We start from the raw sequence: 21,802 nt of genomic DNA, 5'->3' as shown, positions 1-21,802 counted from the left end.
TCAATCCTCCGGCGTGAAGATGGATTCGATGGGAAGCGCGAAAAGCTTCGCGATCTTGAAGGCCAGCGGAAGGCTGGGATCGTACTTGCCGGTCTCCACGGCGTTCACCGTCTGCCGTGAGACATCGAGCTTTTCGCCGAGATCCGCCTGGGACCAGCCCAGGGCGGAGCGCAGCTCGCGGACACGGTTGTTCATCGCAGGCGATAGTACAGGCGCAGGAGGCACTTCACGACGCCGAAGCAAAACATCAGCGCCGGCATCACCCAGATCGCCACGGCCTCGGGTTTCGGCGGCGCAAGGACCGCGGCGTTGAGCAGCATGCCGTAGGTGAAAAAACCGAAGGCACCGATGCCGCCGCCGATCGCGATGGCCTCCAGGTCGATACGTCGCTCGAACTCGTCCTGGTCGCGGATCACCCGCACCATCGCGCGGATGACAAAGGCGACGGGAATCACCGGCAGCAGCGTGACAATGGTGCGCGCCGTCGTTCCTTCGAGGGTCTTCAACCAGCTCACCGAAAGCAAGATGAGCACCACGTAGCCCGCCATGGCGGGCACGAACTCGCGAAAGTAGCGCTTGTGGACGGCGCGCAGTGCCATGTCAGTGGGCCTCAATGAAGTCGTTGAGTGTCTTCTCGAACGCCTTGGGCTGGTCGAGCATCACGTAATGGCGCGACGGTGCGATGGCGACCACCTTCGCGTTGGGCGCGTTGGCCAGCAACGACTGGTAATAAGCCACCTTCTGGTCCTGCGTGAGCTTGACCGGCCCCTGTGCCGCGTCCGCCTCGCTATACGGTGCGATCTCCAGGATCGGCGCCTTCGCGTTCTTCAGGTCCGGGCGGTAGTCGGCCGCGGCATCCTCCGCCGCATAGCGGGCCACGGCCTTCTGGTCGCTGCGTGCGTTAAGAGGCGCCACCTGCTCCGCGATCTTCGGATCGAGCGTGCCGATCTTCTGCATGTATTGAAGCTGCTGTGCCTTGAAGTCCTCGGGCTTGGCGGATTCGAACTGCGCGCGCATGCCGGCGGCGATCGCCGCGCGCTGCTCCGGCGTCACGCGATCCATGCCGGGGAAGATCGGCAGGCCGTCTACGGCGACCACGCCACTGGTGAGGTCCGGATGCGTCCCCGCAAAGCGCAGCGACAGCGTGGCGCCCAGGCTGTGGCCCACCAGGATCGGCTTGCCCAGGTGCTTCTGCTGGATCAGCTGCGCCAGCGAGGCGTCCGCGCGGTCCATCCAGTTGCCCTCGGCGCTGGGCGACGGGGTGCCGTCAAAACCGGCCAGGGTCACGGTGTAGACCGTGTTGTGCCGGGACAGGTCGGCGACGGTGTCCTTCCACACCCACGGACCGCCAGCCAGGCCGGGCACGAGGATGATCGTGCGGCCGCCATGGCCGTGCTGTTCGACCTTGAGCGTGCCGACCTCGAACGGTGCGGCCGCCGTATCGGCGGCGTGCAAGGTGGACGCGGCGCAGGCGGCCATCGCAAGCGCGGCCAGACGGAAAACGATGCGGTAAGACATGGTAGAGCCCCTCCCCAGTGGCATGGAGCGTGTCAAGCACGCTTGACACGCATCCTGATCGCATCCCGGCGCCGTGTCAAGCACCCTTTACACATGCATGGAGACAGGCGAATTCGGCATCGCTAGGCGAATACGGCATTGCATCCGAATTTTCACACACGGGCACAGTGTCCTTCGTCAATGCTGTTCCCGACGGAAACACGCACCGCATGACGCGCTCCAACGCACGACGTTTCCATCAGGAGACACACCATGACCCGGTCCCGTTTACGCCTCACCGTCAGTGCCGCCGTGCTTGGCGTGGTTGCAATGAACGGTGCCCACGCGGCCACCGGGACCAATACGTTCAACGTACTGCTCACGATCACCTCGGCCTGCAACATCACGACCACCGCGCCGACCAACGTCAATTTCGGCACGCAGCCGTCCACGGCCACCAACGTGCCCAACCAGGGGGCGCTCAACGTCAACTGCACGCCCCTGGCGCCCTTCACCATCGCGCTGGACAACGGCCTGAATGGAACGAACGTCAACACCCGCGCCATGAACAACGGAACGACACTGATCCCTTACCAGCTGTACCAGACGGCCGTCGTCAGCCCGACCACGGTCTGGGGAAGTACCACGGGAACGGGCGGCAACGTGTACTCGGGCATCGGCACCGGTTTGAGCGTACCCATACCGGTTTACGGCAACGTGCCCAGCACGAACGTCGCGGCCGGCTCCTACAGCGACACGATCACGGCCACCATCACGTACTGATTGCGCATCACGTTCAGAGGCACGCGTTCCGACGCGTGAACGTAAAAAGGAGAACCACCATGATCCGCCTACGCTCACTCATCGCCGCCAGCGCCGCCGTACTCGCCGTGGTCGCGACCCACGGCGTGCATGCCGCCACCGCCACCAACACGTTCAACGTGCTCATCACCATCACCTCGGCCTGCAACATCACCACGACCGCGCCGACCAACGTGAACTTCGGTACGCAGCCATCCACGGCCACCAACGTGACCAACCAGGGTGCGCTCAACGTCAACTGCACGCCCCTGGCGCCCTTCACCATCGCGCTGGACAACGGCCTGAACGGCACCAGCGTCAACAACCGCGCCATGAAGAACGGCACGACCCTGGTGCCCTACCAGCTGTACCAGACGGCCGTCGTCAGCCCGACCACGGTCTGGGGAAGCACCACGGGAACGGGCGGCAACGTGTACTCGGGCATCGGCACCGGCTTGAGCGTGCCGATCCCGGTCTACGGCAACGTGCCCAGCACGAACTTCGCGACCGGTTCGTATACCGACACGATCACCGCCACGATCACGTACTGACGGTGTTTCGGTGCCTTTCCCCCAGGGGGTTGGCCGGACTACTGGCCATCGCGACGCTGTTTGCGCCCATGACGTGGGCCAGCGGGCTCCAGGTGGCGCCCATCGGTCTTCGCCTGGCGGCCGCCACATCTGCGGATGCGCTATGGCTCACCAATACCGGCAGCGACACCCTACATGCGCAGGTCCGCGTCTTCCGCTGGACGCAGGCGGACGGCAAGGACCTGTACGACGCGTCGCGCGAACTGCTGGCCAGCCCACCCATGGTGACCATCCCCGCCGGCGGCAAGCAGATGGTGCGCGTCATACGGACGAGCGCACCGCCGGACGGCGTGGAAACCGCGTATCGCGTCATCGTGGACGAACTGCCCAACGACAAGCACGACGGGCTGAACTTCGTGCTGCGCTATTCGATACCGGTGTTTCTCGCGCCCAAGGGCGACCCGGCCGTGGCGGCGACGCTGCACACCGAGTGGATCACGACACCCTCCGGCCCCGTGGTGCGCATACGCAACGACGGACGTGGCCACGCGCAAATCGCGGAACTGTCCTTCACCGACACCCATGGCAAGCGCACCGTGCTGGTCCGCGGCCTGGTCGGCTATGCGCTGCCGGGCAGCACGATGAGCTGGCCAACGCCCAAGGATGTGCCGCCCGCCGCCGGCGTGCTGAAAGCAAGGGTGAACAGTGAGCCGGCGGAATCGACCCTGGTCACTGGCGCGGGCGGCGGCTAGCCTCCTCGCGCTCGATGTCGCCGTCGTGCATGCCGTCGATACCCATGGCCCCGCGGACGCGATTCCGCCACCGCCGACCGTCACCCCGCGGGAGCGGCTGACCGGCGAAGACCTGTACCTGGAAGTCACCATCAACGGCAACAGCACCGGACGCCTCGTGCATTTCATTCAGCGCGATGGCACCCTCTGCGTGCAGAACGCCGACCTGCAGGCCATCGGCTTCAACCTGCCGCCGAGCGACGAACAGCGCTGCCTGCGCGATCTGAAGGACGTCACCTTTACCTACGATGCCAGCGACCAGCGCATCGCCATCGAGGCACCGCTGAACCAGCTGCATTTGCCACGGCAGGTGCTCAACGCCGTGGAGCGCGCATCGACGCCGCCCACCAGCGGCACCGGCATGCTGCTCAACTACGATGTGTATGCGTCCAAGGGCGGCGGCCTCGGCAACATGAGCGCCTTCACGGAACTGCGCGGATTCAGCGATGGACTGGGCGTACTCAGCACCACATCGCTGGCCCGACGCTACCAAACGCCGAACGAGGGCTGGCAGAGCCAGACCGTGCGCCTGGATACGCAGTGGCGGCTCTCGTTCCCGCAGCACTCCCTCGCGCTCACCGTCGGCGATACCTTCACCGGCTACACGTCGTGGTCGCGGGCGACGCGCATCGGGGGTATCTCGCTCGGCACGGACTTCCTGCAGCAGCCCTACCGGATCACCACGCCGTTGCCGCAGTTCTTCGGGGAAGCCACGGCACCTTCGTCGGTGGATCTGTATATCGACGGCGTTCGCCAGTACAACGGTCGCGTACCCGCCGGCCCCTTCCAGCTTACGGCCATTCCCGGCATCGACCAGGCAGGCCAGGCCCAAGTGGTGCTCACCGATGCGCTGGGCAGGACCAGCACCGTCACCTTTCCCTTCTATGCCGCACGGCAGCTGCTGCGCACCGGCATCGACGACTGGTCGATCGATATCGGCAAGGTGCGCGAAGGCTATGGCACGTCGTCCTTTTCGTACGGAAGCGCGCTAGTTGGCAGCGGCACATGGCGCCACGGCGTCACCGACCATCTCACCCTGGAAGGACACGTCGAAGGAGGAGACGGCCGGACCAGCGGCGGCGCGGGCGCGCTCTGGAATCCCTTTGGCGCGAGCATCTTCAACAGCTCGCTCGCCGGTTCGCGCGGCGGTGGCCTGCAATACGGGCTGGGCTATACGTGGATGGGCAAGTTCATGAACGTCGCGGTCGACAGCCTGCGCAGCAACAGCCGCTATCGCGATGTCGCGTCCAGCTATGGCTCGCCCCCGCCGCGCATTTCCGAGCGCGCGCTGGTGGGCTTCACCGTGCGCGAATCGAATTTCGGCGTGAACTACGTTCGCCTGCGCTACCCGGGCGAGCCGGTATCGCGCTATGGCGGACTGTTCGCGACGCGCAACGTCGGTCATGGCGTCTCGCTGAACCTGAGCGTCAACCAGAACCTGGACAAGAGCAGCGACCGCAGCATCTTCCTGGGAGCCACCATCGCGCTCGACAACGGCATCACTTGGAGCCTCTCCGGTCAGAAGGACCATAACCAAACCTTCGCCACGGCCGATGTCAGCAGCCCCATCAATGGCGACGGCGGTTTCGGCTGGCATGTGCAGGGCCGCAGCGGGGAGAACGGTGGAGGCCTCGCCGAGGCCGGCTGGCTAGGCGATCGTGGGCAGCTGACCGTCGGTGCCAACAATATGGGCCCCTCGACGATGGGATACGCCGATGCCACGGGCGCGCTGGTCTGGATGGGCGGCCACGTCTACACGTCGCGGCACATCGACGACGCCTTCGCGCTGGTCAGCACGGACGGCACGCCCGACGTGCCCGTGCTCCTGGAAAATCGCCACATCGGCGAAACCGACAGCCATGGCACGCTGCTGGTCGCACGGCTGAACGCCTGGCAGGACAACCGCCTCGGCATCGATCCCCTCGACCTGCCCGCCGATGCACGCATCCAACGCGTGGACGCCGTGGTGGCGCCTTCCGACCGCTCCGGCGTGTTGGTGCGTTTCCCTGTGAAGTACGTGAAAGCCGCCACGCTGATCCTCGTCGACGATGCGGGCAAGTCGTTGCCGGTGGGCAGCACCGTCGACACGGGCGATGGTGGCGAACCGGCGATGGTCGGTTTCGACGGCATGGTGTACCTGGATCGACTGAAGGCCGGTGATACCACCGTTCGCGTCCAGCTTGCCGATGGGTCGCATTGCAGCATCACCTTCACGTATCCCGAGAAAGCCACCGACCTGCCGCAACTGGGGCCGCTCACCTGCAAGAAGGAATCGCCATGAAATGGCTGGCATGGATCGCACTGGTGCTGGCGGGACTCTTCGTCGCACCGCAAGCGTCCGCCACGACCACGTGCGCCGTCACCAGCGTCACCGGTGCGGCCTTCGGGCCAGTGAACCCCATGTCGACCTATGTCGATACGACGGCGACGATCAACTACAGCTGCACCTATACCGGTGCGCTGGGCGGGCTGTTCGGCGCCTTCGTCACCCTGTGCGCCAGCATCGGTCCCGATGACCTGGGCAATTTCGCGCCGCGCACCATGATCAACGCGAACAACGACCGCATGCAGTACGGCCTGTTCCAGGATGCCGGCCGGACGGTTCCCTGGGGCTCCCGACTCAGCGGCAGCTATACACCGGGCACGTTCAACCTGCAGATCGGCATCCTCAGCAACGGCGCCGTGGTCAATGGCAGCGCGACGGTATACGGCCGCGTCCCGGCCGGGCAATCCACGCTGTCGCCCGGTGCCTATACCGCCATCCTCGCCGCAACAAACAATCAGGTCACCTACAGCTACAACGAAGCCTTGCTAAGCCTGGGCACTTTCCCGTCGAGCTGCACCGCCGGCGGTACCGGTGGCCCGCTGCAAACGTCGATGCCCGCGGTGAACGTGTCGGCCTCGGTCGCCGCCAGCTGCGTCCTGGCGACGGCCACCGACATGCAGTTCGGTAACGTGTCCGGATTGTTGAACACCAACAGCAACGCGACGACGCTGGTACGCCTGACCTGTACGAACCGCGCGCCCTTCCAGGTCGGCCTGGACAACGGCATCAACGCGTCGAGCGGACAGCGACGGATGGTCTCCGCGCTGGGGGGATACGTCCTCTACGACCTCTACACCGACAGCGCCGGTTCGCAGCGCTGGGGCAACACACTCAATACCGATACGCAGTCGGGTACCGGCTCGGGGTCGCAGCAGACACTGACGGTCTACGGACTCATCCGCCCGCAGAGCGCCGTGCAGGCCGGCAGCTACAGGGACAGGATCACCGTAACCGTCACATACTGACGCGAGCGCCCTGCATGACGTGGACGGCACGCGTCGTCCTGCGCCGACAGCATCCCGTGTGACAAGAAACCTAGACTGCGCGGCTTGTTTCCACGCACAGGACAGGCCATGGACGTCGCACCACCGCAAGCGCCACCCCAACCTATTCGCTTCGTATTCGCCTGCGTGATGCCTATAGCCGGTCCACCCAGCCCGAACAGGCTCGCTTCGATGTCTATTAAAGCCTGACGGCCCCCAACGACCTGTTCGTAAGACCACGGGGCGAACTGCCATTGACGCGGACCAACGCGAAGTACGAGGTGACGTTGAGTTCCATGCAAAATCTCCCGTGCATCCAGCATCTGCCTGCGAAATATCGGCACCTGCTGGTGTAGGAGCGCGCTTGCGCGCGATGAGGGTTGCGGCGAAGACCCATCGCGCGCAAGCGCGCTCCTACAACAGCCACGACGATTAGGGGTGCCAGCGGGAGAGGATCCAGAAGGCCACCGCGCCCGCCGTGGTCAGGCCCATGCCGATCATGGCCATGCGGAACCACAGGAAGGTGGTGTCATCGGAGGGGTGGATCCATACCTGGATCATCAGGTGGTCCAGTGCCATCAGGGCGACGAGAGCGCTGGCGAAGGCCGCGACGGCGAAGCCGCGTGCGCCACGCGTGGCGATGGTCATGCCGTGGCGGCGGTCGACGAAGATCATCACGTTGACCACGATCAGGCCGATGGCCATCGTCGCCTGTAGCAGTTCGATGCCCATGCCGTATTCAACCCCCAACATGTGGCACCTCGTGGGTGGTCGGGTGATCGAAGATGACCTGGGTATGTGCGCGTTGGATGCAATGCGTGCCCACCGCGACCAGTGCGGCGATGCCGCCCAGGGCAAGCGATAGTTCGTGCGGGTCGACATCGACCTGGTCGTTGCCCAGGCATTCGGCGAGCAGGCTCGCGGTGCCGCGGGCGTAGGCAAACCATTCGGTCGCTTCGTTGAGTAACGCTTCGGTGGATGCGTCGTCGTCGTCCAGAATCCAGTGTTGGTTCGTGTCCTTCATGTCAGGCTCCTTGCGTCGGTGCCGCTCCCGTCTGTCCAGGTGTGGCACGCCATGCAGGCATGGACGTGCCACGGGTAAAGCAACTTCAAGTTGACGCGTTGAAACGCATCGCTCCGGGACGAGGGGGTTCTCCGGCGTGTCCGTGACCGGACGCCGGGCGGCGTGATATCGAAAGTGGTGCGGACTCAGGGCCCCGTGAACCGGCACGCGGTACCGTGCCGGGTGCTTACGGCTAGAGAAACCTCACGGGTGCGGCCGAGGCCGCCGTTCGTCAACCGCGTTCGGGATAGGCCAGAACGGCCCGGGCACCGGAGGGTGGGCCACCGCGGGGAAGCGGCGGGCGGGTGAGTACCGTAGAATGGGTGTTAGCCATTGGGGTGTCCTTGGTTTGAAGGATGACTCGGTGGTTAGCGCGTCATCGGGGAGTGCGAATCCCCGGTGGCGTGCGACCCCACCGCCTTGGAGCGAAGGCTGTCTGCGAACGCATGAATAGGACGACGCAGGCAGCAGGATTACCCTAGCAAATCAACCTGGAGTTGTCTGTAGGCGGCGCCCGCGTGTTGATGCTTTTGCGCCTCGCCGCGATACCTTTGTAGGAGCGCGCTTGCGCGCGATGCGGGGTTATCGCTAGCGCCCATCGCGCGCAAGCGCGCTCCTACAAGGGTGTGGCGTTAGATGAGTGACTCGGCTTCCAGTTCGCTCTTCAGGTAGGCGTAGTAGATGGGTCCCGCGACGAGGCCGGGGATGCCGAATGCCGCTTCGAATACCAGCATCGCTACCAGCAACTCCCAGGTGCGTGCGCGGATCTGTCCGCCGACGATGCGTGCGTTGAGGAAGTATTCGAGCTTGTGCACCACCACGAGGAAACCCAGCGCGGCGACGCCGACCCATAGGGACACGGACAGGCCGGCCACCGTGATCATCGTGTTGGAGATGAGGTTGCCCACGACCGGCAGCAGGCCCACCACGAAGGTGACTATCACCAGCGTCTTCGCCAGCGGCACCTGCACGCCGAGGATCGGCAGCGCGACCAGCAGGAACAACGCGGCCAGTGCCGTATTGATCGCCGAGATCTTCAACTGCGCGAAGATGATGTTGTGGAACGCTTCGGCCAGACGCGACACGCGGGTCGACAGTTCAAAGGCCAGCGGACGCGTCGGGCGGCCGCCCGAACCGTGCGAGATGGCGACGATGGCGCCGAGCACCAGGCCGATCAATACGTGCGCGAACACGCGCGCTGCCGTGGTACCCATCAGGCGCAGGTCACCGGAATGCTGGTGCGCCCAGTCCATGCCCTGTGCGCGCATATCCGCGAAACTGTCAGGCAGGTTGGTGGTGATGAAACCGGGCAACTGCTCGTGGGCCTTGTTGAGCAGCGGAAGCAGCTTGGTGTCCCACAGCTGCTGCGGGTCGCCCAGGTCGTGGCGATAGAAGCCCAGCACCCCGACCACGATCAGCACGATGGCACCGACCACCACGATGGCGACCACGGCTACCGCGATCGTCCTGGCGCCCTCGCCTCCCGGCGTGATGCGCCGGATCAGCGGCGTGAGCGCCTCCACCACCTCGTAGACCAGAAGGCCCGCCAGCAGGGCGGACACCAGGTGGATCATGAGGATGCCCCACAGCGCCAGCGCCGCCAGCACGTAGCTGGCGAGGCGGACATAGCGCGAATCGGACGGTATCTGGACCATGCTGGTGCTCCTTGGGGTGGCGGGATTCCAGCAGGGAAGCGATGAACGTCAGATCAATCGCTCGGCTTCCAGTTCCGCCTTCAGGTAGGCGTAGAAGATCGGGGCGGCGACCAGTCCAGGCAAGCCGAAGGCCGCCTCGAACACCAGCATGGCCACCAGCAGCTCCCAGGCCCGGGCCCGGATCTGCCCGCCGACGATGCGCGCGTTGAGGAAGTATTCGAGCTTGTGGATGAGGATCAGGAAGGCCAGCGCGCCCAGGCCCACGTATAGACCCATGGACAGGCCGACGATGGTGATGGCCGTGTTGGAGAACAGGTTACCGATCACCGGCAGCAGGCCGACGATGAAGGTAAGGACGATCAAGGTCTTGGTCAGCGGCAGGTGCACGCCGAACATCGGCAGCACGCCGACGAGGAAGATCGCCGTGAAAAGCGTGTTCACGAGCGAGATCTTGATCTGCGCGAACACGATGTTGTGGAAGGCGTCGGCCAGGCGCGCGCAGCGCAGGCTCAGCTCGGCGGCGAAGGGGCCCATCTGGTGCGAAGGACGCGTGCGGCTGAGCGCCACGAAGGCGCCCAGGACCAGGCCAATGACAATGTGCACGAGTACGCGCGCGGCTTCCTTGCCGGCGAGCTGCAAGGCGACAGCGTGCGAGCGGGCCCAGTCGAGCGCGGTGACGCGCAGGTCGTCCACGCTATCGGGCAGGCGATCGACCACCGCCTGCGGCAGCTGTTGGCGGGCGCGCTCCACCATCGGCATCAGCTTGTTCTGCCAGAGATCTTCCGGATTGCCGATCTCGTTGCGGAAGAAGGTGATGGCGCCGAGGATCAGCAAGGTGATGATGCCCACCACGAAGACGCCGATGATGGCCACGGCCAGCACGCGGGCGCGGTCGCCGGAGATGCGACGCCCCATCAGCGGCGCGAGGGACACCACCACTTCGTACACCAGCAGGCCCGCCATCAACGCCGGCAACAGGCGCAGATACAGGATGAGGAACAGGCCGAGGCCTGCCATGACGTAGCTGGCGATGCGTGAAACCCTGATCCGGGAGGGGACGGCGTCCATGAACGACCTCGTCTTGGATGAGGGCGAAGTCTGTCAGGACGGGGGGGCGATATGCCAGAGGGTCCGTCCGTCGTCACGCTGTCGTAAACTGCCCGGACAATCGCCGCCCCACGGGCGCGATGCCTGATCCACCAGGGGTTTTCCTACCATGAAGAAGTTCGTCCCGACCGCGCTCGTCGCGGCCCTGCTGCTGACCGCCTGCGCCGGCGCACAGAAGCCCGTCGCCACCGCCACGCCCGCGCCGCAGGCCCCAGGCATCGCCCCGGCTCCGGCCGCCGGCCCCGCCGCCGACGACAACCTTAACGCCGTGGCCTGGACGCAGGACGCCAGCGAGCACGACTTCATCTACCTGCAGACCTTCCGGAACGCGCAGGAGAAATTGCTCAAGGCCAAGAAAGACGCGACCTGGGACGCCCTGCCCAAGGACGACCGCGAGGCCCACGCCTCGCTCAAGGGCCTGAAGCCGGCCGTGGTGCTCGATATCGACGAGACGGTGCTCGACAACTCCCCGTACCAGGCCCGCCTAGTGCGCTCGGGCGGCGAGTTCAACGAGGCCGACTGGGCCGCCTGGTGCAAGGAAGCCATCGCGCGTCCGCTGCCGGGCGCCGTGGAGTTCACGAAGTTCGCTGCTGACCACGGCGTGGCCGTGATCTACATCTCCAACCGCGCGAAGGACCTGGACGAATCCACCCTCGCCAACCTGCGCTCGGCCGGTTTCCCGGTCGCCGGCAAGGAATCCTTCCTGGGCCTGGGCACCTTCGTGGAAGGCTGCGAGCAGGTGGGCAGCGAAAAGGGCTGCCGCCGCCAGCTGGTGGCGAAGAACTACCGCGTGCTGATGCAGTTCGGCGACCAGATCGCCGATTTCGCCAACGTCCCGGGCAATACGGCCGAGGGCCGCACCAAGGCCATGGCGCCCTATACGGCCTGGATCGGCGAGCGCTGGTTCGTGCTGCCGAACCCGACGTACGGCGCCTGGGAGGCATCCTTGTTCGACAACGATTACACTCTGCCTCGCGAAGCGCGTCGCCAGAAGAAGATCGACGCACTGAAAATCAAATGATTCAATGAGTTAGGCAACATTTGCTAAAGTATTGCTTTAGCAATGTCGTCCAACTATCATTTGTGGCGCCGAAACCCGTGGCGCCGAAAGGAATGCGGGCAAGGCCATTTCCCTTGCCGGCTTCGGGCCGGATAACCCCGTGAGGCTTAGCGTCTCCGGGGTTTTTCTTTATGCGCGCCTTCATGCGCCGCCCACTACCCTTGTGATCGGCGGGGCGCCCTCGTACCCTCGCCTCCCCGCCGTTTACGGACGACGCCCGATGTTCCGCTCCACGACCAAGGCCTGGTTGATCCTCCCGGCACTCGTTCTCCTCGCCGCCTGCGGCAAGGACAAGGAGCCACCGGGCACGCCGGGTGGCGGCTCGCCCGAGGACGCCGTGCGCGCCTCGCTGGAGTTGATCCGCGACGGCCGCTTCGACATGTACTGGCAGCACGCGCTGCCGCCGGCCGACTTCGCCACCTTGCGCGCCGACTGGACGCACCGCGACGCCGCGCAGGCGCCGGTGGATCCGCAGGACCGCACCCGCTTCGACACCATGGTGAAGCGCTTCACCGAGCCCGACGCCGAAAAGAAGCTGTTCGCCGACCTGCGCCCGACACTGGTGCGCTTCGACCGCGACTACAAAGACCAGATGCCGCTCATCTCCGGCGTGGGCCAGTCGATGGCACTCAGCGCCATCGATCAGGACAAGGACCTCTCGGCCTCGCAGAAGCGCCAGCTTCGCGATGTCGTCAACGTGGTGCTGCCGTGGACGCAAACCGTGGCCTGGAACGACCAGGTCAAGGCGAAGCAGGCCATCGCCATCGCCGTGGACACGGCACGCAACGCGCACCTGTCCACGCCCGAGGCCTTGCACGCGCTCGATTTCCAGGCCTCGATGGCCACCTATTCCACCGCGTGGCTGGGCCTGAAGAAGCTGCTGGATGTCTACGGCCTGTCGCTGGACAAGAGCATCAACGACGCCACCATCGACACGCTGGAAAACAGCGGTGCCTCGGCACACGTGAAAATCACCTACACGGTGCTCGACAAGGCGATCTCGACCGACACCACCCTCGTGCTGCTGGACGGCCGCTGGTATGACAGCGACCTCCTCCAGGAGGTCCGCGCCGAGCATGCCCGCCTGGCCGCACCGGCGCCGGCAACCAGCACACCCGCCCCCGCCGGCACCGCCGCCACGCCCGCCGCCCCCGTGGCGGACGCCCGTACCCGCTAAGGCCGTACAATCCTGTGATGTCCGAAATTCCGATGAGTGCGGATCCGCACGTCCAAGTTGCCCGCTCGCCCTGGTGGTTCAAGCTGCTGGGGCGTTTGCTCGAGCCGTGGGTGAAGATCAAGCGTGAGCCCGCCGAGCCTGCCGCCCTGCTCCAGGGTGGCGCCGCCGTCTGCTACGCCATCGAGCGCGACGGCACGTCCGACGCGCTGATCCTGGAGCGCGCCTGCCGCGAGGCGGGTCTGCCCAGCCCGATGCAGTTGCTGCACCTGTCCGGCCGCCGTCGCCGCTCCGTGTTTTCGCTGAGCCGTCGCCAGGGCTGGCTGTTCGGCCGCACGGACACCCGTGGTCCCAAGGAGCCCCTGGGCCAGCTGATCCAGGCGCTGGAGGATGATCCGTCGCGCGATATCCAGGTGGTGCCGGTGTCGATCTACGTCGGCCGCGCGCCCAACCGCGAAAGCGGCTGGTTCAGCGTGCTGTTCGCCGAGAACTGGCTGGTGGTCGGCCGTTTCCGCCGCATGCTGGCGCTGCTGTTGAACGGCCGCGACACCGTGGTGCACTTCTCCACGCCCGTCTCGCTGCGCACCGTGCTGGCCGAGTCCAGCGGGCTCACGCACGAGCGCCTGACGCGCAAAATCGCCCGCGTGCTGCGCACGCACTTCCGCCGCATCCGTGCGGCCGTGATCGGCCCCGACCTCTCGCATCGCCGCACGGTGGTCGACGCCGTGCTCAACGCGCAGCCCGTGCGCGACGCCATCGCGGCCACGGCCAGCAAGGAAAACCTGTCCCTCGCGAAAGCGCAGCGCCGTGCGCGCGATTTCGCGATGGAGATCGCCGCCGACTATTCGCATCCGGTGGTGCGCTCCACGTCGTTCGTGCTGTCGAACTTCTGGAACAAGCTCTACGACGGCATCGCGATGCATCACTTCGACAAGGCCCGCGCCGTCGCGCCGGGCCACGAAGTGGTGTACGTGCCCAGCCATCGCAGCCACACCGATTACCTGCTGCTGTCCTACCAGCTGCATCACTCCGGCGTGGTGCCGCCGCACATCGCGGCGGGCGTAAACCTCAACCTGCCGCTGATCGGTCCGGTACTTCGTCGTGGCGGCGCGTTCTTCCTGCGTCGCAGCTTCAAGGGCAACGCGCTGTACTCGGTGGTGTTCAACGAATACCTCGCGCAGCTCGTCGATCGCGGCGTGCCGCTGGAATACTTCATCGAAGGCGGACGTTCGCGTACGGGCCGCCTGCTCACGCCGCGTGCCGGCATGCTGGTGATGACGGTACGCGCCTTCCTGCGCGCGCCGCGTCGCCCGGTGCTGTTCCAGCCCGTGTACATCGGCTACGAGAAGCTGATGGAAGGCAAGTCGTACGCCGGCGAGCTGTCGGGCAAGCCGAAGGAGAAGGAATCCCTGCTCGGCCTGCTGCGCGGCCTGAAGGTGCTGCGCCAGCGCTACGGCCACGTCACCATCAACTTCGGCGAGCCGATCCTGCTCACGCCGATGCTCGAAGCGGCGTCGGCCGAGTGGCGCGATGCCACCACCGACCCAGATGTGAAACCGGAATGGCTCAACCGCGTGGTCGACGACCTCGCCGAGCGCATCCAGATCAACATCAACCGCGCGGCGGACGTGAACCCCATCAACCTGCTCGCGCTCGCCCTGCTGGCGACGCCGAAGCATGCGATGGCCGAGAACGACCTGCTCACCCAGCTCGAACTCACCAAGGCGCTGTTCCAGGAACTGCCCTACTCCGACCGCGTGACCATCACGCCGATGAACCCGCCGGGCATCATCGCCTACGGCGAACAGATGGGCTGGATCCGCCGCGTGCGTCATCCGCTGGGCGACGTGCTCGTCACCGAGGGCGAGCAGGCGGTGCTGCTGTCGTACTTCCGCAACAACGTCCTGCACCTCAACGCGCCGGCCGCGTGGGTAGCCGCGTGCTTCCTCAACAACCGGCGCATGTCGCGTTCGTCGGTGGTGCGCCTGGGCAAGATCATCTACCCGTTCATCCAGGCCGAGCTGTTCCTGCCGTGGGATGCCGACGGCTTCGCCGCGCAGGTGCAGGAGACGATCGAATTCTTCGTTCGCCGCGGCATGCTGGAAGCCAGCGGCGAAGGCCGCGTGCTGGAGCGTGGACCGGGCCAGGACGACGGTGCCTACCAGCTGCGCGTGATCGCGCGCAGCATGTTGCAGGCGTTCGAGCGCTATTACATCGCCATCGCGGCGCTGGTGAAGAACGGCCCACATACGATGTCGGCGGGCGAACTCGAAAGCGCCTGCACGCTCACTGCGCAGCGCCTTTCGTTGCTCAACGAACTGTCGGCGCCGGAGTTCTTCGACAAGGCGCTGTTCCGCGGCTTCATCCAGAAGCTGCGCGAAGTGAAGATCGTCTGGACCGACGAACAGGGCAAGCTCGACTTCGCCGAAGCACTGGAAGACATGGTCCGCGACGCACGCGTGATCCTTGCGCGCGAAGTGCGCCACTCCATCCTCAAGATCACCCCCGGCGGCGAGAACGATCGAGACATCGATGCACGGCCGCCGGACGATCCGCAGGCCTCGGGTACCAGCGATTCGCTGCATGAACGCCATGTGGCGAATGAAAAGCATCGTCATCAGCAACGAGATTAAAGCCAGTGCTGTAACGTGTTGCTTTCTGAGTACTACTGACACATTGAAGAGTACGCCGCGATATGCAGAGTCACGAAGATCACATTCTTGCTGTTGCGGAGTTAACGATCGAAGCCAAAGCGCTAGGAGAGGCCGCGATCGAGTCTGATTGGGAGGAAGCGCGATTTCGATCTCATCGCATTAGCACTCTTGCCCGTAACTTAGATGCATCAGAGATACTAATCGCTACAAAAGACGTGATTCAACGACTCGGCTCAAAGGGTTATCCAGCCTCCGGATACGGAGAATCGATCTCGAGGCTTTCGCTAGCCATTGATCGATTCACCTCTTTTTGAAAGAGCCCCCCTGTATCAATTAGCGACACCCGCAAGCATTCTCTTCAACCCGTGATACTGACGTCGGACATGGCCCTCGCGAACTGTCCGATGCCGAGGTAACATTCCCCATGGACTCCCAAAAAACTACTCATTTCGGCTTTAGAGATGTGCCTGTAGAAGACAAGCAAAAGCTTGTTGGACAGGTCTTTACTTCCGTGGCCAGCAACTATGACCTGATGAACGACCTAATGTCGTTCGGCGTCCATAGATTGTGGAAGCGTCACTTTATCGCCGTCAGCGGAGTCCGCAAAGGTGATCGAGTTCTGGACTTGGCCGGCGGCACGGGCGACATAGCAGCCCTTCTCCGGCCGATTGTAGGTGACGATGGTGAAATCGTAATTGGCGACATTAACGCCGCCATGCTCGGGGTGGGACGAAATCGACTCACAGATCGAGGGCTGGTATCTGGTCTACGCTGGTCGCAAATGAATGCGGAAGCGCTTCCGTTTCCCGATAACAGCTTTGACGCCATAACCATCGCCTTTGGTCTGCGCAACGTTACGAACAAAGAGAAAGCGCTCGCCGACATGCAGCGCGTTCTCAAGCCGGGTGGTCGCCTCCTTGTGCTTGAATTCTCGAAGGTGAGTAGCCCATTGCTATCTAAGCTATACGACATTCACTCGTTTCAGATCCTTCCACGACTTGGACGATTTTTTGCAAATGATGGCGATAGCTATCGCTATCTTGCAGAGTCTATTCGCAAGCATCCGGACCAAGACGCATTAAAGAAGATGATGACAGAAGCGGGCTTCGGACACGTCGAAGTTCGCAATCTAACTAATGGGATCGTGGCCATTCACCGTGGTTACAAGCTCTAAAAAAACAGCTATTTCAAGCCATACAATAGGAGCATCGAGATGGGAAATCCTAATCTTGATGCTCCTTTGAAGTGATTGGCTGCCACCCAGTAAACGTCCTGCCAATAGCAAAATTAACCGCATTTGGCGTTGTCGCTGCAAAGATAGAGTTCCGTAGTTCGGACAATGGCATACTGGAGCCTTCCTGACAGCGGAAACGATCCATGCGCCTGCTTCCCTTCGCCGCCATCACGATGGCCTTCCCCGTGGTGGCCTTCGCCGCCGATCCGCATTCCTATGCCCAGCCGGAGGTGGTCAAGGTCACCCACCTGGACCTCGACCTGAAGCTGGACTTCGGCAAGCGTGAGCTGGCCGGCAACGCCACGCTGAAGCTCGACTGGAAGGACGGCAAGGCGAAGAGCCTGGTCCTGGACACCCGCGACCTGAAGATCGCCTCGGTCGAAGCGGTGGACACGTCGGGCAAGGCCTCGCCGCTGAAGTTCGCCCTGGCCCCGCGCGACAAGGAACTGGGCGCCAAGCTCACCATCGAGGCGCCGGCCCACCCGGCCAGCGTGCGCATCGCGTATGCCACGGTGCCCGAGGCGTCGGGCCTGCAATGGCTGACGCCGGAGCAGACCGCCGACAAGAAGCAGCCCTTCATGTTCTCGCAGTCGGAATCCATCCACGCGCGCTCGTGGGTGCCACTGCAGGATTCGCCCGCCGTGCGCTTCACCTACGACGCCCATGTAACCGCGCCGAAGGATATCCGCGTGGTGATGAGCGCCATCAATGACGCGAAGCATCCGCTCGACGGCGATTTCAAGTTCGACCAGCCGCATCCGATCCCGTCGTACCTGCTCGCCATCGCGGCGGGCGATATCGCGGTGAAGGAAACCGGCCCGCGTAGCGCCGTGTACGCCGAGCCAAGCGTGGTCGGCAAGGCCGCGCACGAGTTCGAGGACACCGAGAAGCTGATCGCCACCACCGAGAAGCTCTACGGCCCGTATGCCTGGGGTCGCTACGACCTGCTCGTGCTGCCGCCGTCGTTCCCGTTCGGTGGCATGGAAAACCCGAACATGACCTTCGCGACCCCGACGGTGCTGGTCGGCGACAAGAGCCTTGTCTCGCTCGTGTCGCATGAGCTGGCGCATTCGTGGTCGGGCAACCTCGTCACCAGCGCCGCATGGCGCGACATCTGGCTCAACGAGGGATTCACCACCTACGTCCAGGGCCGCATCACCGAAGCCGTCTACGGCAAGGTGCAGGCCGACGAGGAAGCCCTGCTTTCCGCGCGCGAACTGCAGAAGACCATCGGCGATATTCCCGCCAATTCGCAGAAGCTCGCGCCTGAGCCGCACGGCGTCGGCGCCGACGATTCGCTTTCGTCCGTCGCCTACGACAAGGGTTCGTGGTTCCTGCGCACGCTGGAACAGCGCTTCGGCCGTGAGACGTTCGATGCTTACCTGAAGGGCTATTTCGCGCACTTCGCCTTCCAGAGCATCGATACCGAGACGATGTTCGCCTACATGAAGACGAACCTGCTCGACAAATACCCGGGCAAGATGAGCGAAGCCGAAGCCCGCGAGTGGATCTGGCAGCCGGGCATCCCGAAGAACGCGCCGCTGCCGTCGTCGCCGCGCTTCGACGCGATCGACAAGGAGCGCACCGACTTCCTCGCCGGCACGCTCGACGCCGCCAAGCTCGACGCCAAGGGCTGGAACACGCAGGAGTGGATGTACTTCCTCGATCGCCTGCCCGACGTGACCCCGCTGGATCGCATCAAGGCCCTCGACGCCGCCTGGCACCTCACGGGCACGCCCAATGCCGAGATCGGCATGCGCTGGTACAGCCACGCCATCGCCGCGGGCGACAAGGACGTGTGGACCGCCGCCGCCGAACACATCACCCGCATTGGCCGCATGTACCTGTCCATGCCGATCTACCGCGCCTTCGCCCGCACGCCGGAAGGCCTGGCCTATGCCAAGGACGTCTACGCCAAGGCCAAGAGCGGCTACCACCCGCTGACCCAGCAGGCCGTCGAGCGCATCCTCGCAGGCAAATCGAAGAAGAAGTAAGCACAAACTTGCGGGGCACCCCTGCCCTGCGAGACTTGCATCCTGAGCCGACGCCCCGCATCTTGCGGGGCGTCCTTTGTACGGATTGTCACTCCCCATGGCCAAGTCCCCCTCCCTCTCCCCCAGTACCCGCCCCCTCTGGCAGCGCCTGCTCCTGCGCCGCCTGAAGTTTCTCGTCGTCGTGGCCCTCGTGCTGGGTCTTGGTGCCGGGCTGGTCTACCTGTTCGCGCCCCAGCTGCTGCTCAAGGCGGACGCCGCCCGCATGGCGATGCAGGCGCACGTGGAGAAGAAGACCGTCGTGGCGGGCGATACGACCTGGTCGTACTACGAGGGCGGCGAAGGCCCGACCATCGTCATGCTCCACGGCTTCGCGTCGAACAAGGAAGTGTGGCTGGAGATGATCAAGAATCTCTCCGGGCACTTCCATGTAATCGTCCCGGATCTACCCGGCTGGGGCGAATCGTCGCGCAACGACGGCGGCGACTATGGCATTCCCGCACAGGCGGCTCGTCTCGAACCGTTCTTCGCCGCCGTGGGCGCCCAGCGCTTCATGCTCGTCGGCCAGTCCATGGGCGGCGCCATCGCCGGTGTCTACGCCGAGCAGCATCCGCAGCGCGTGGCCAGCCTGGCGCTGGTCAGCTCGCTCGGCCTCACCTTCAAGGACAACGATTTCACCCGTGACGTGAAGGCTGGCAAGAATCCGTTCCTGCTTGAAAACCGCGCCGATCTCGAAGCGCTGCTGGCTCGCGTGTTCCTCAAGCCGCCGCATCTTCCGGGTCGCGTGGAAGACGCGCTGCTCGCGCGCAACCACAAGGATCACGACTTCATCGCCCGCACCTTCGACGAGCTGAAGCGCCCGGAACAGGCCTATGCGCTCGATCCGGTGATCGGCAAGCTCAACATGCCGGTGATCGGCCTGTGGTGCCATGACGACAAGCTGATCGACGTGTCGGCGCTCGATACGCTGCGTAGCGGGTTGAAGAGCTCGCCGGCGATTGGCGCCACGATCCTCAATGGGTGTGGGCATATGCCGATGCTGGAGAAGCCAGAGGAGACGGCACGGGTGTTGACTAGTTTTGCGTTGGCGCATTGACCCAGCGATGAGGCTCCGTGGGGTCGCGCGCAAGCGCGCTCCTACAGGGGTATGCGGGGTTGAACGTTAGTCGGCTACGTCGGCGACCAGGCGGTCGAGTTGCATCTTCAGTTCGCTGCCGTGCGCGCGCAGCCACGTGCGTTGTTCCTTGTGTTCGGGCAGCAGGTTCTCCACCCAGTGCCAGAAACGCGGCGAGTGGTTGCGCACCTTGAGGTGGCATAGCTCGTGGACGAGCACGTAGCGCAACGCCGCCGGCGGCGCGAGCGCCAGCGCGAGATCGAGGTTGATGCGATCGCGCGTATCGAGGCTGCCCCAGAGGCTTTTCAGCGGACGTATGCGTAGCGCCGTCGGCGCGGCGTTGATCTGCGGGATGTAGCCGGGCAACCAGCGCGATACGTCGCGACGAATCTGCGCCTCGAAATAGCTTGCCAACAGCCCGCGCGCAACCAGCAGCGCACGACTGTGCGGCCCCGGGATCACCAGCGTCAGGCCGCCCTCGTGCTGCTCCACCTTCGGATACGGGCCCTCGGCCCAGTCCAGCGCGACATCTTCGCCCCGAAAGGGAAAGGTCGTGGGCACGCCGACACGCAGCCGCGGCAGCGGCGTCGAATCCATATGGAACTCGCCGAGCTTCTGTTCGAGCCAGTCGGCGTGATGGCGCAGGAAGGCGGTCATCTGCGCCGCATGCGTCCCGTTGGGGTACGTGAGCCGCGCGCCCTTGGGCGTGACGGTGAGTCGAAGGCGGCGCGCACGCGGATGCGCCGCCTTCAGCACACGGATGATGCCGCCGGTGGGGGTGGAGAGCTCAAGCCACTCGCTATCGTCTGATGCCATGTCGCGGTTCTCATGCCTATCCCGACGAACATCCCATCCACCCGTGTCACCGACTGCGACTTACTCCGGACGCGGCAGCTTGAACCACTCTTCCACCTTGCCCAGCAGGCGCTCGTACTCGAGGGCCATGAGGGTGAAGTTCGCGTCCATTTCGGCCGCGGCGGATTCGTGGCTGTCGGCCTGCTCGTCGAGCACGACGTCGGTGAACTTGATTTTACGCAGGATCAGGTCTTCGCCTAGTACGAAGGAAATGCGGTCATCGAAGACCAAACCAAGCTGGAACACCTGTTTTCCCGTGCGCAGGTGCTCACGAATCTCATCGGTGTCGAGATCCTGGCGGCGGCAGCGGGCGATGGCGCCGGAGGCCGTTGCCGGGTCGCGCAGCTCGCACTCGTCACCCAGGGCCAGGCCGGCCGGCAGGTCGCCCGAGGCCACCCAGTGGGTCATCAGGATGCGCGGGGATTCTTCCGGTGCCAGGGGCACCGCCGGGAAGCTGCCCAGGGCCTCGCGGATCTGGCTCAACGTGTTCTCAGCCGACTTGCGACTGGAGGTGTCCAGCACCAGCCAGCCGTTCTTCTTGTCCATGTAGGCGCGCATGCGCGAGCTGCGGACGAAGGCCCGGGGCAGCAGCTCGTTCATGACGTCGTCTTTCATGCGCTTGCGCTCGCGGCCGCTGACCTTGCGGCCTTCCTCGTCTACGATCTTCTGCACGCGGTTGGCCAGCTCGTCGTTCACGACGGACGAGGGCAGGAGCTTATCCTCGCTGCCCACGGTGACCATCGTGTTGCGGCCCACGCTGTGCGTCAGCGCCTCGTCGTTGCGGCTCAGTGGCGAGACGAAACCGCGCGTGGACAGCTCCATGGGCCCGACCGGGCGCAGGCGGTGTTCGGGCAGGGCTTCGTCCAGGCGCTCGAGATCGTCGGACACGGTGGCGGAAAAACGGAACAGCGTCAGGTTGCGAAAGAACATGTATCGGGGATTCTCTTGCGAATGAAGGGCCGTGGCG

20 protein-coding genes are annotated in these 21,802 nt (G+C 64.6%); 11 read left to right on the top strand and 9 right to left on the bottom strand.

Annotation, left to right across the window (positions count from 1 at the left end):
- From GAK28_RS08375 to GAK28_RS08365, 3 genes are read right to left on the bottom strand one after another with little or no spacing between them, the layout of a single operon-like run.
- The gene (locus GAK28_RS08375) at positions 1–195 is read right to left on the bottom strand and encodes a helix-turn-helix transcriptional regulator (RefSeq protein WP_291777036.1); all 195 of its coding nucleotides are present in this window, start codon (positions 193–195) and stop codon (positions 1–3) included.
- On the bottom strand, positions 192–599 hold the full coding sequence (locus tag GAK28_RS08370) for a hypothetical protein (RefSeq protein ID WP_291777033.1): 408 nt from the start codon (positions 597–599) through the stop codon (positions 192–194). The genes GAK28_RS08375 and GAK28_RS08370 overlap by 4 nt, the downstream gene beginning before the upstream one ends.
- 1 nt (position 600) lies before the next feature.
- Positions 601–1,518 (bottom strand): alpha/beta hydrolase, encoded by a 918-nt coding sequence (locus tag GAK28_RS08365; RefSeq protein ID WP_291777031.1) that lies wholly within the window; start codon positions 1,516–1,518, stop codon positions 601–603.
- A gap of 252 nt (positions 1,519–1,770) precedes the next feature.
- Between GAK28_RS08365 and GAK28_RS08360 the strand changes: the two genes are divergently transcribed.
- From GAK28_RS08360 to GAK28_RS08340, 5 genes are all read left to right on the top strand, one after another.
- Positions 1,771–2,280 (top strand): spore coat U domain-containing protein, encoded by a 510-nt coding sequence (locus GAK28_RS08360; RefSeq protein ID WP_291777028.1) that lies wholly within the window; start codon positions 1,771–1,773, stop codon positions 2,278–2,280.
- A gap of 59 nt (positions 2,281–2,339) precedes the next feature.
- Positions 2,340–2,849, top strand: a complete 510-nt coding sequence (locus tag GAK28_RS08355) for a spore coat U domain-containing protein (protein ID WP_291777025.1) — start codon at positions 2,340–2,342, stop codon at positions 2,847–2,849.
- Between the two features lie 68 nt (positions 2,850–2,917).
- Complete coding sequence (locus GAK28_RS08350; RefSeq protein WP_291777024.1) at positions 2,918–3,580, top strand: molecular chaperone; 663 nt, start codon at positions 2,918–2,920, stop codon at positions 3,578–3,580.
- Positions 3,534–5,900, top strand: a complete 2,367-nt coding sequence (locus tag GAK28_RS08345) for a fimbria/pilus outer membrane usher protein (protein WP_291777021.1) — start codon at positions 3,534–3,536, stop codon at positions 5,898–5,900. Before GAK28_RS08350 ends, GAK28_RS08345 begins: the two co-directional genes overlap by 47 nt.
- Positions 5,897–6,910: a spore coat protein U domain-containing protein gene (locus tag GAK28_RS08340; RefSeq protein WP_291777018.1), complete on the top strand. Its 1,014-nt coding sequence runs from the start codon at positions 5,897–5,899 to the stop codon at positions 6,908–6,910. The genes GAK28_RS08345 and GAK28_RS08340 overlap by 4 nt, the downstream gene beginning before the upstream one ends.
- Before the next feature lie 450 nt (positions 6,911–7,360).
- Here GAK28_RS08340 and GAK28_RS08335 read toward each other — a convergent pair whose 3' ends face one another.
- From GAK28_RS08335 to GAK28_RS08320, 4 genes are all read right to left on the bottom strand, one after another.
- A complete protein-coding gene (locus GAK28_RS08335) occupies positions 7,361–7,681 on the bottom strand; it encodes a hypothetical protein (RefSeq protein ID WP_291777015.1) in 321 nt (106 codons plus the stop codon).
- A complete protein-coding gene (locus GAK28_RS08330; RefSeq protein ID WP_291777012.1) occupies positions 7,668–7,952 on the bottom strand; it encodes a hypothetical protein in 285 nt (94 codons plus the stop codon). The genes GAK28_RS08335 and GAK28_RS08330 overlap by 14 nt, the downstream gene beginning before the upstream one ends.
- Before the next feature lie 671 nt (positions 7,953–8,623).
- Positions 8,624–9,646, bottom strand: coding sequence for a hypothetical protein (locus GAK28_RS08325; RefSeq protein ID WP_291777008.1), 1,023 nt, complete (start codon positions 9,644–9,646; stop codon positions 8,624–8,626).
- 48 nt (positions 9,647–9,694) lie between these two features.
- On the bottom strand, positions 9,695–10,714 hold the full coding sequence (locus tag GAK28_RS08320) for a hypothetical protein (protein WP_291777005.1): 1,020 nt from the start codon (positions 10,712–10,714) through the stop codon (positions 9,695–9,697).
- Positions 10,715–10,862: 148 nt separating this feature from the next.
- Between GAK28_RS08320 and GAK28_RS08315 the strand changes: the two genes are divergently transcribed.
- The 6 genes from GAK28_RS08315 (at position 10,863) to GAK28_RS08290 (ending at position 19,962) form a co-directional block, all read left to right on the top strand.
- Positions 10,863–11,774 (top strand): HAD family acid phosphatase, encoded by a 912-nt coding sequence (locus GAK28_RS08315; RefSeq protein WP_291777002.1) that lies wholly within the window; start codon positions 10,863–10,865, stop codon positions 11,772–11,774.
- Between the two features lie 259 nt (positions 11,775–12,033).
- Positions 12,034–12,990: a hypothetical protein gene (locus GAK28_RS08310; RefSeq protein WP_291776999.1), complete on the top strand. Its 957-nt coding sequence runs from the start codon at positions 12,034–12,036 to the stop codon at positions 12,988–12,990.
- Positions 12,991–13,022: 32 nt separating this feature from the next.
- Positions 13,023–15,620 carry a glycerol-3-phosphate 1-O-acyltransferase PlsB gene (gene plsB, locus GAK28_RS08305; protein ID WP_291776996.1) on the top strand — a complete coding sequence of 866 codons (2,598 nt, stop codon included), beginning with the start codon at positions 13,023–13,025 and terminating at the stop codon, positions 15,618–15,620.
- 445 nt (positions 15,621–16,065) lie between these two features.
- On the top strand, positions 16,066–16,815 hold the full coding sequence (ubiE, locus tag GAK28_RS08300; RefSeq protein WP_291776993.1) for a bifunctional demethylmenaquinone methyltransferase/2-methoxy-6-polyprenyl-1,4-benzoquinol methylase UbiE: 750 nt from the start codon (positions 16,066–16,068) through the stop codon (positions 16,813–16,815).
- Positions 16,816–17,018: 203 nt separating this feature from the next.
- A complete protein-coding gene (locus tag GAK28_RS08295) occupies positions 17,019–18,869 on the top strand; it encodes a M1 family metallopeptidase (RefSeq protein ID WP_291776991.1) in 1,851 nt (616 codons plus the stop codon).
- 97 nt (positions 18,870–18,966) lie between these two features.
- Entirely contained in the window at positions 18,967–19,962 is a 996-nt protein-coding gene (locus GAK28_RS08290; protein WP_291776990.1) for an alpha/beta fold hydrolase, read from the top strand.
- Positions 19,963–20,028: 66 nt separating this feature from the next.
- On the opposite strand, the gene GAK28_RS08285 is transcribed toward GAK28_RS08290, so the two are convergent.
- The gene (locus GAK28_RS08285; RefSeq protein WP_291776988.1) at positions 20,029–20,796 is read right to left on the bottom strand and encodes a YgjP-like metallopeptidase domain-containing protein; all 768 of its coding nucleotides are present in this window, start codon (positions 20,794–20,796) and stop codon (positions 20,029–20,031) included.
- 60 nt (positions 20,797–20,856) lie between these two features.
- Complete coding sequence (locus GAK28_RS08280; RefSeq protein WP_291776986.1) at positions 20,857–21,765, bottom strand: recombination-associated protein RdgC; 909 nt, start codon at positions 21,763–21,765, stop codon at positions 20,857–20,859.
- Positions 21,766–21,802: the final 37 nt, after the last annotated feature.

The organism is Luteibacter sp., from assembly GCF_009912395.1.
Classification (GTDB): domain Bacteria; phylum Pseudomonadota; class Gammaproteobacteria; order Xanthomonadales; family Rhodanobacteraceae; genus Luteibacter.
This window is presented reverse-complemented; position numbering and strand designations above follow the sequence as displayed.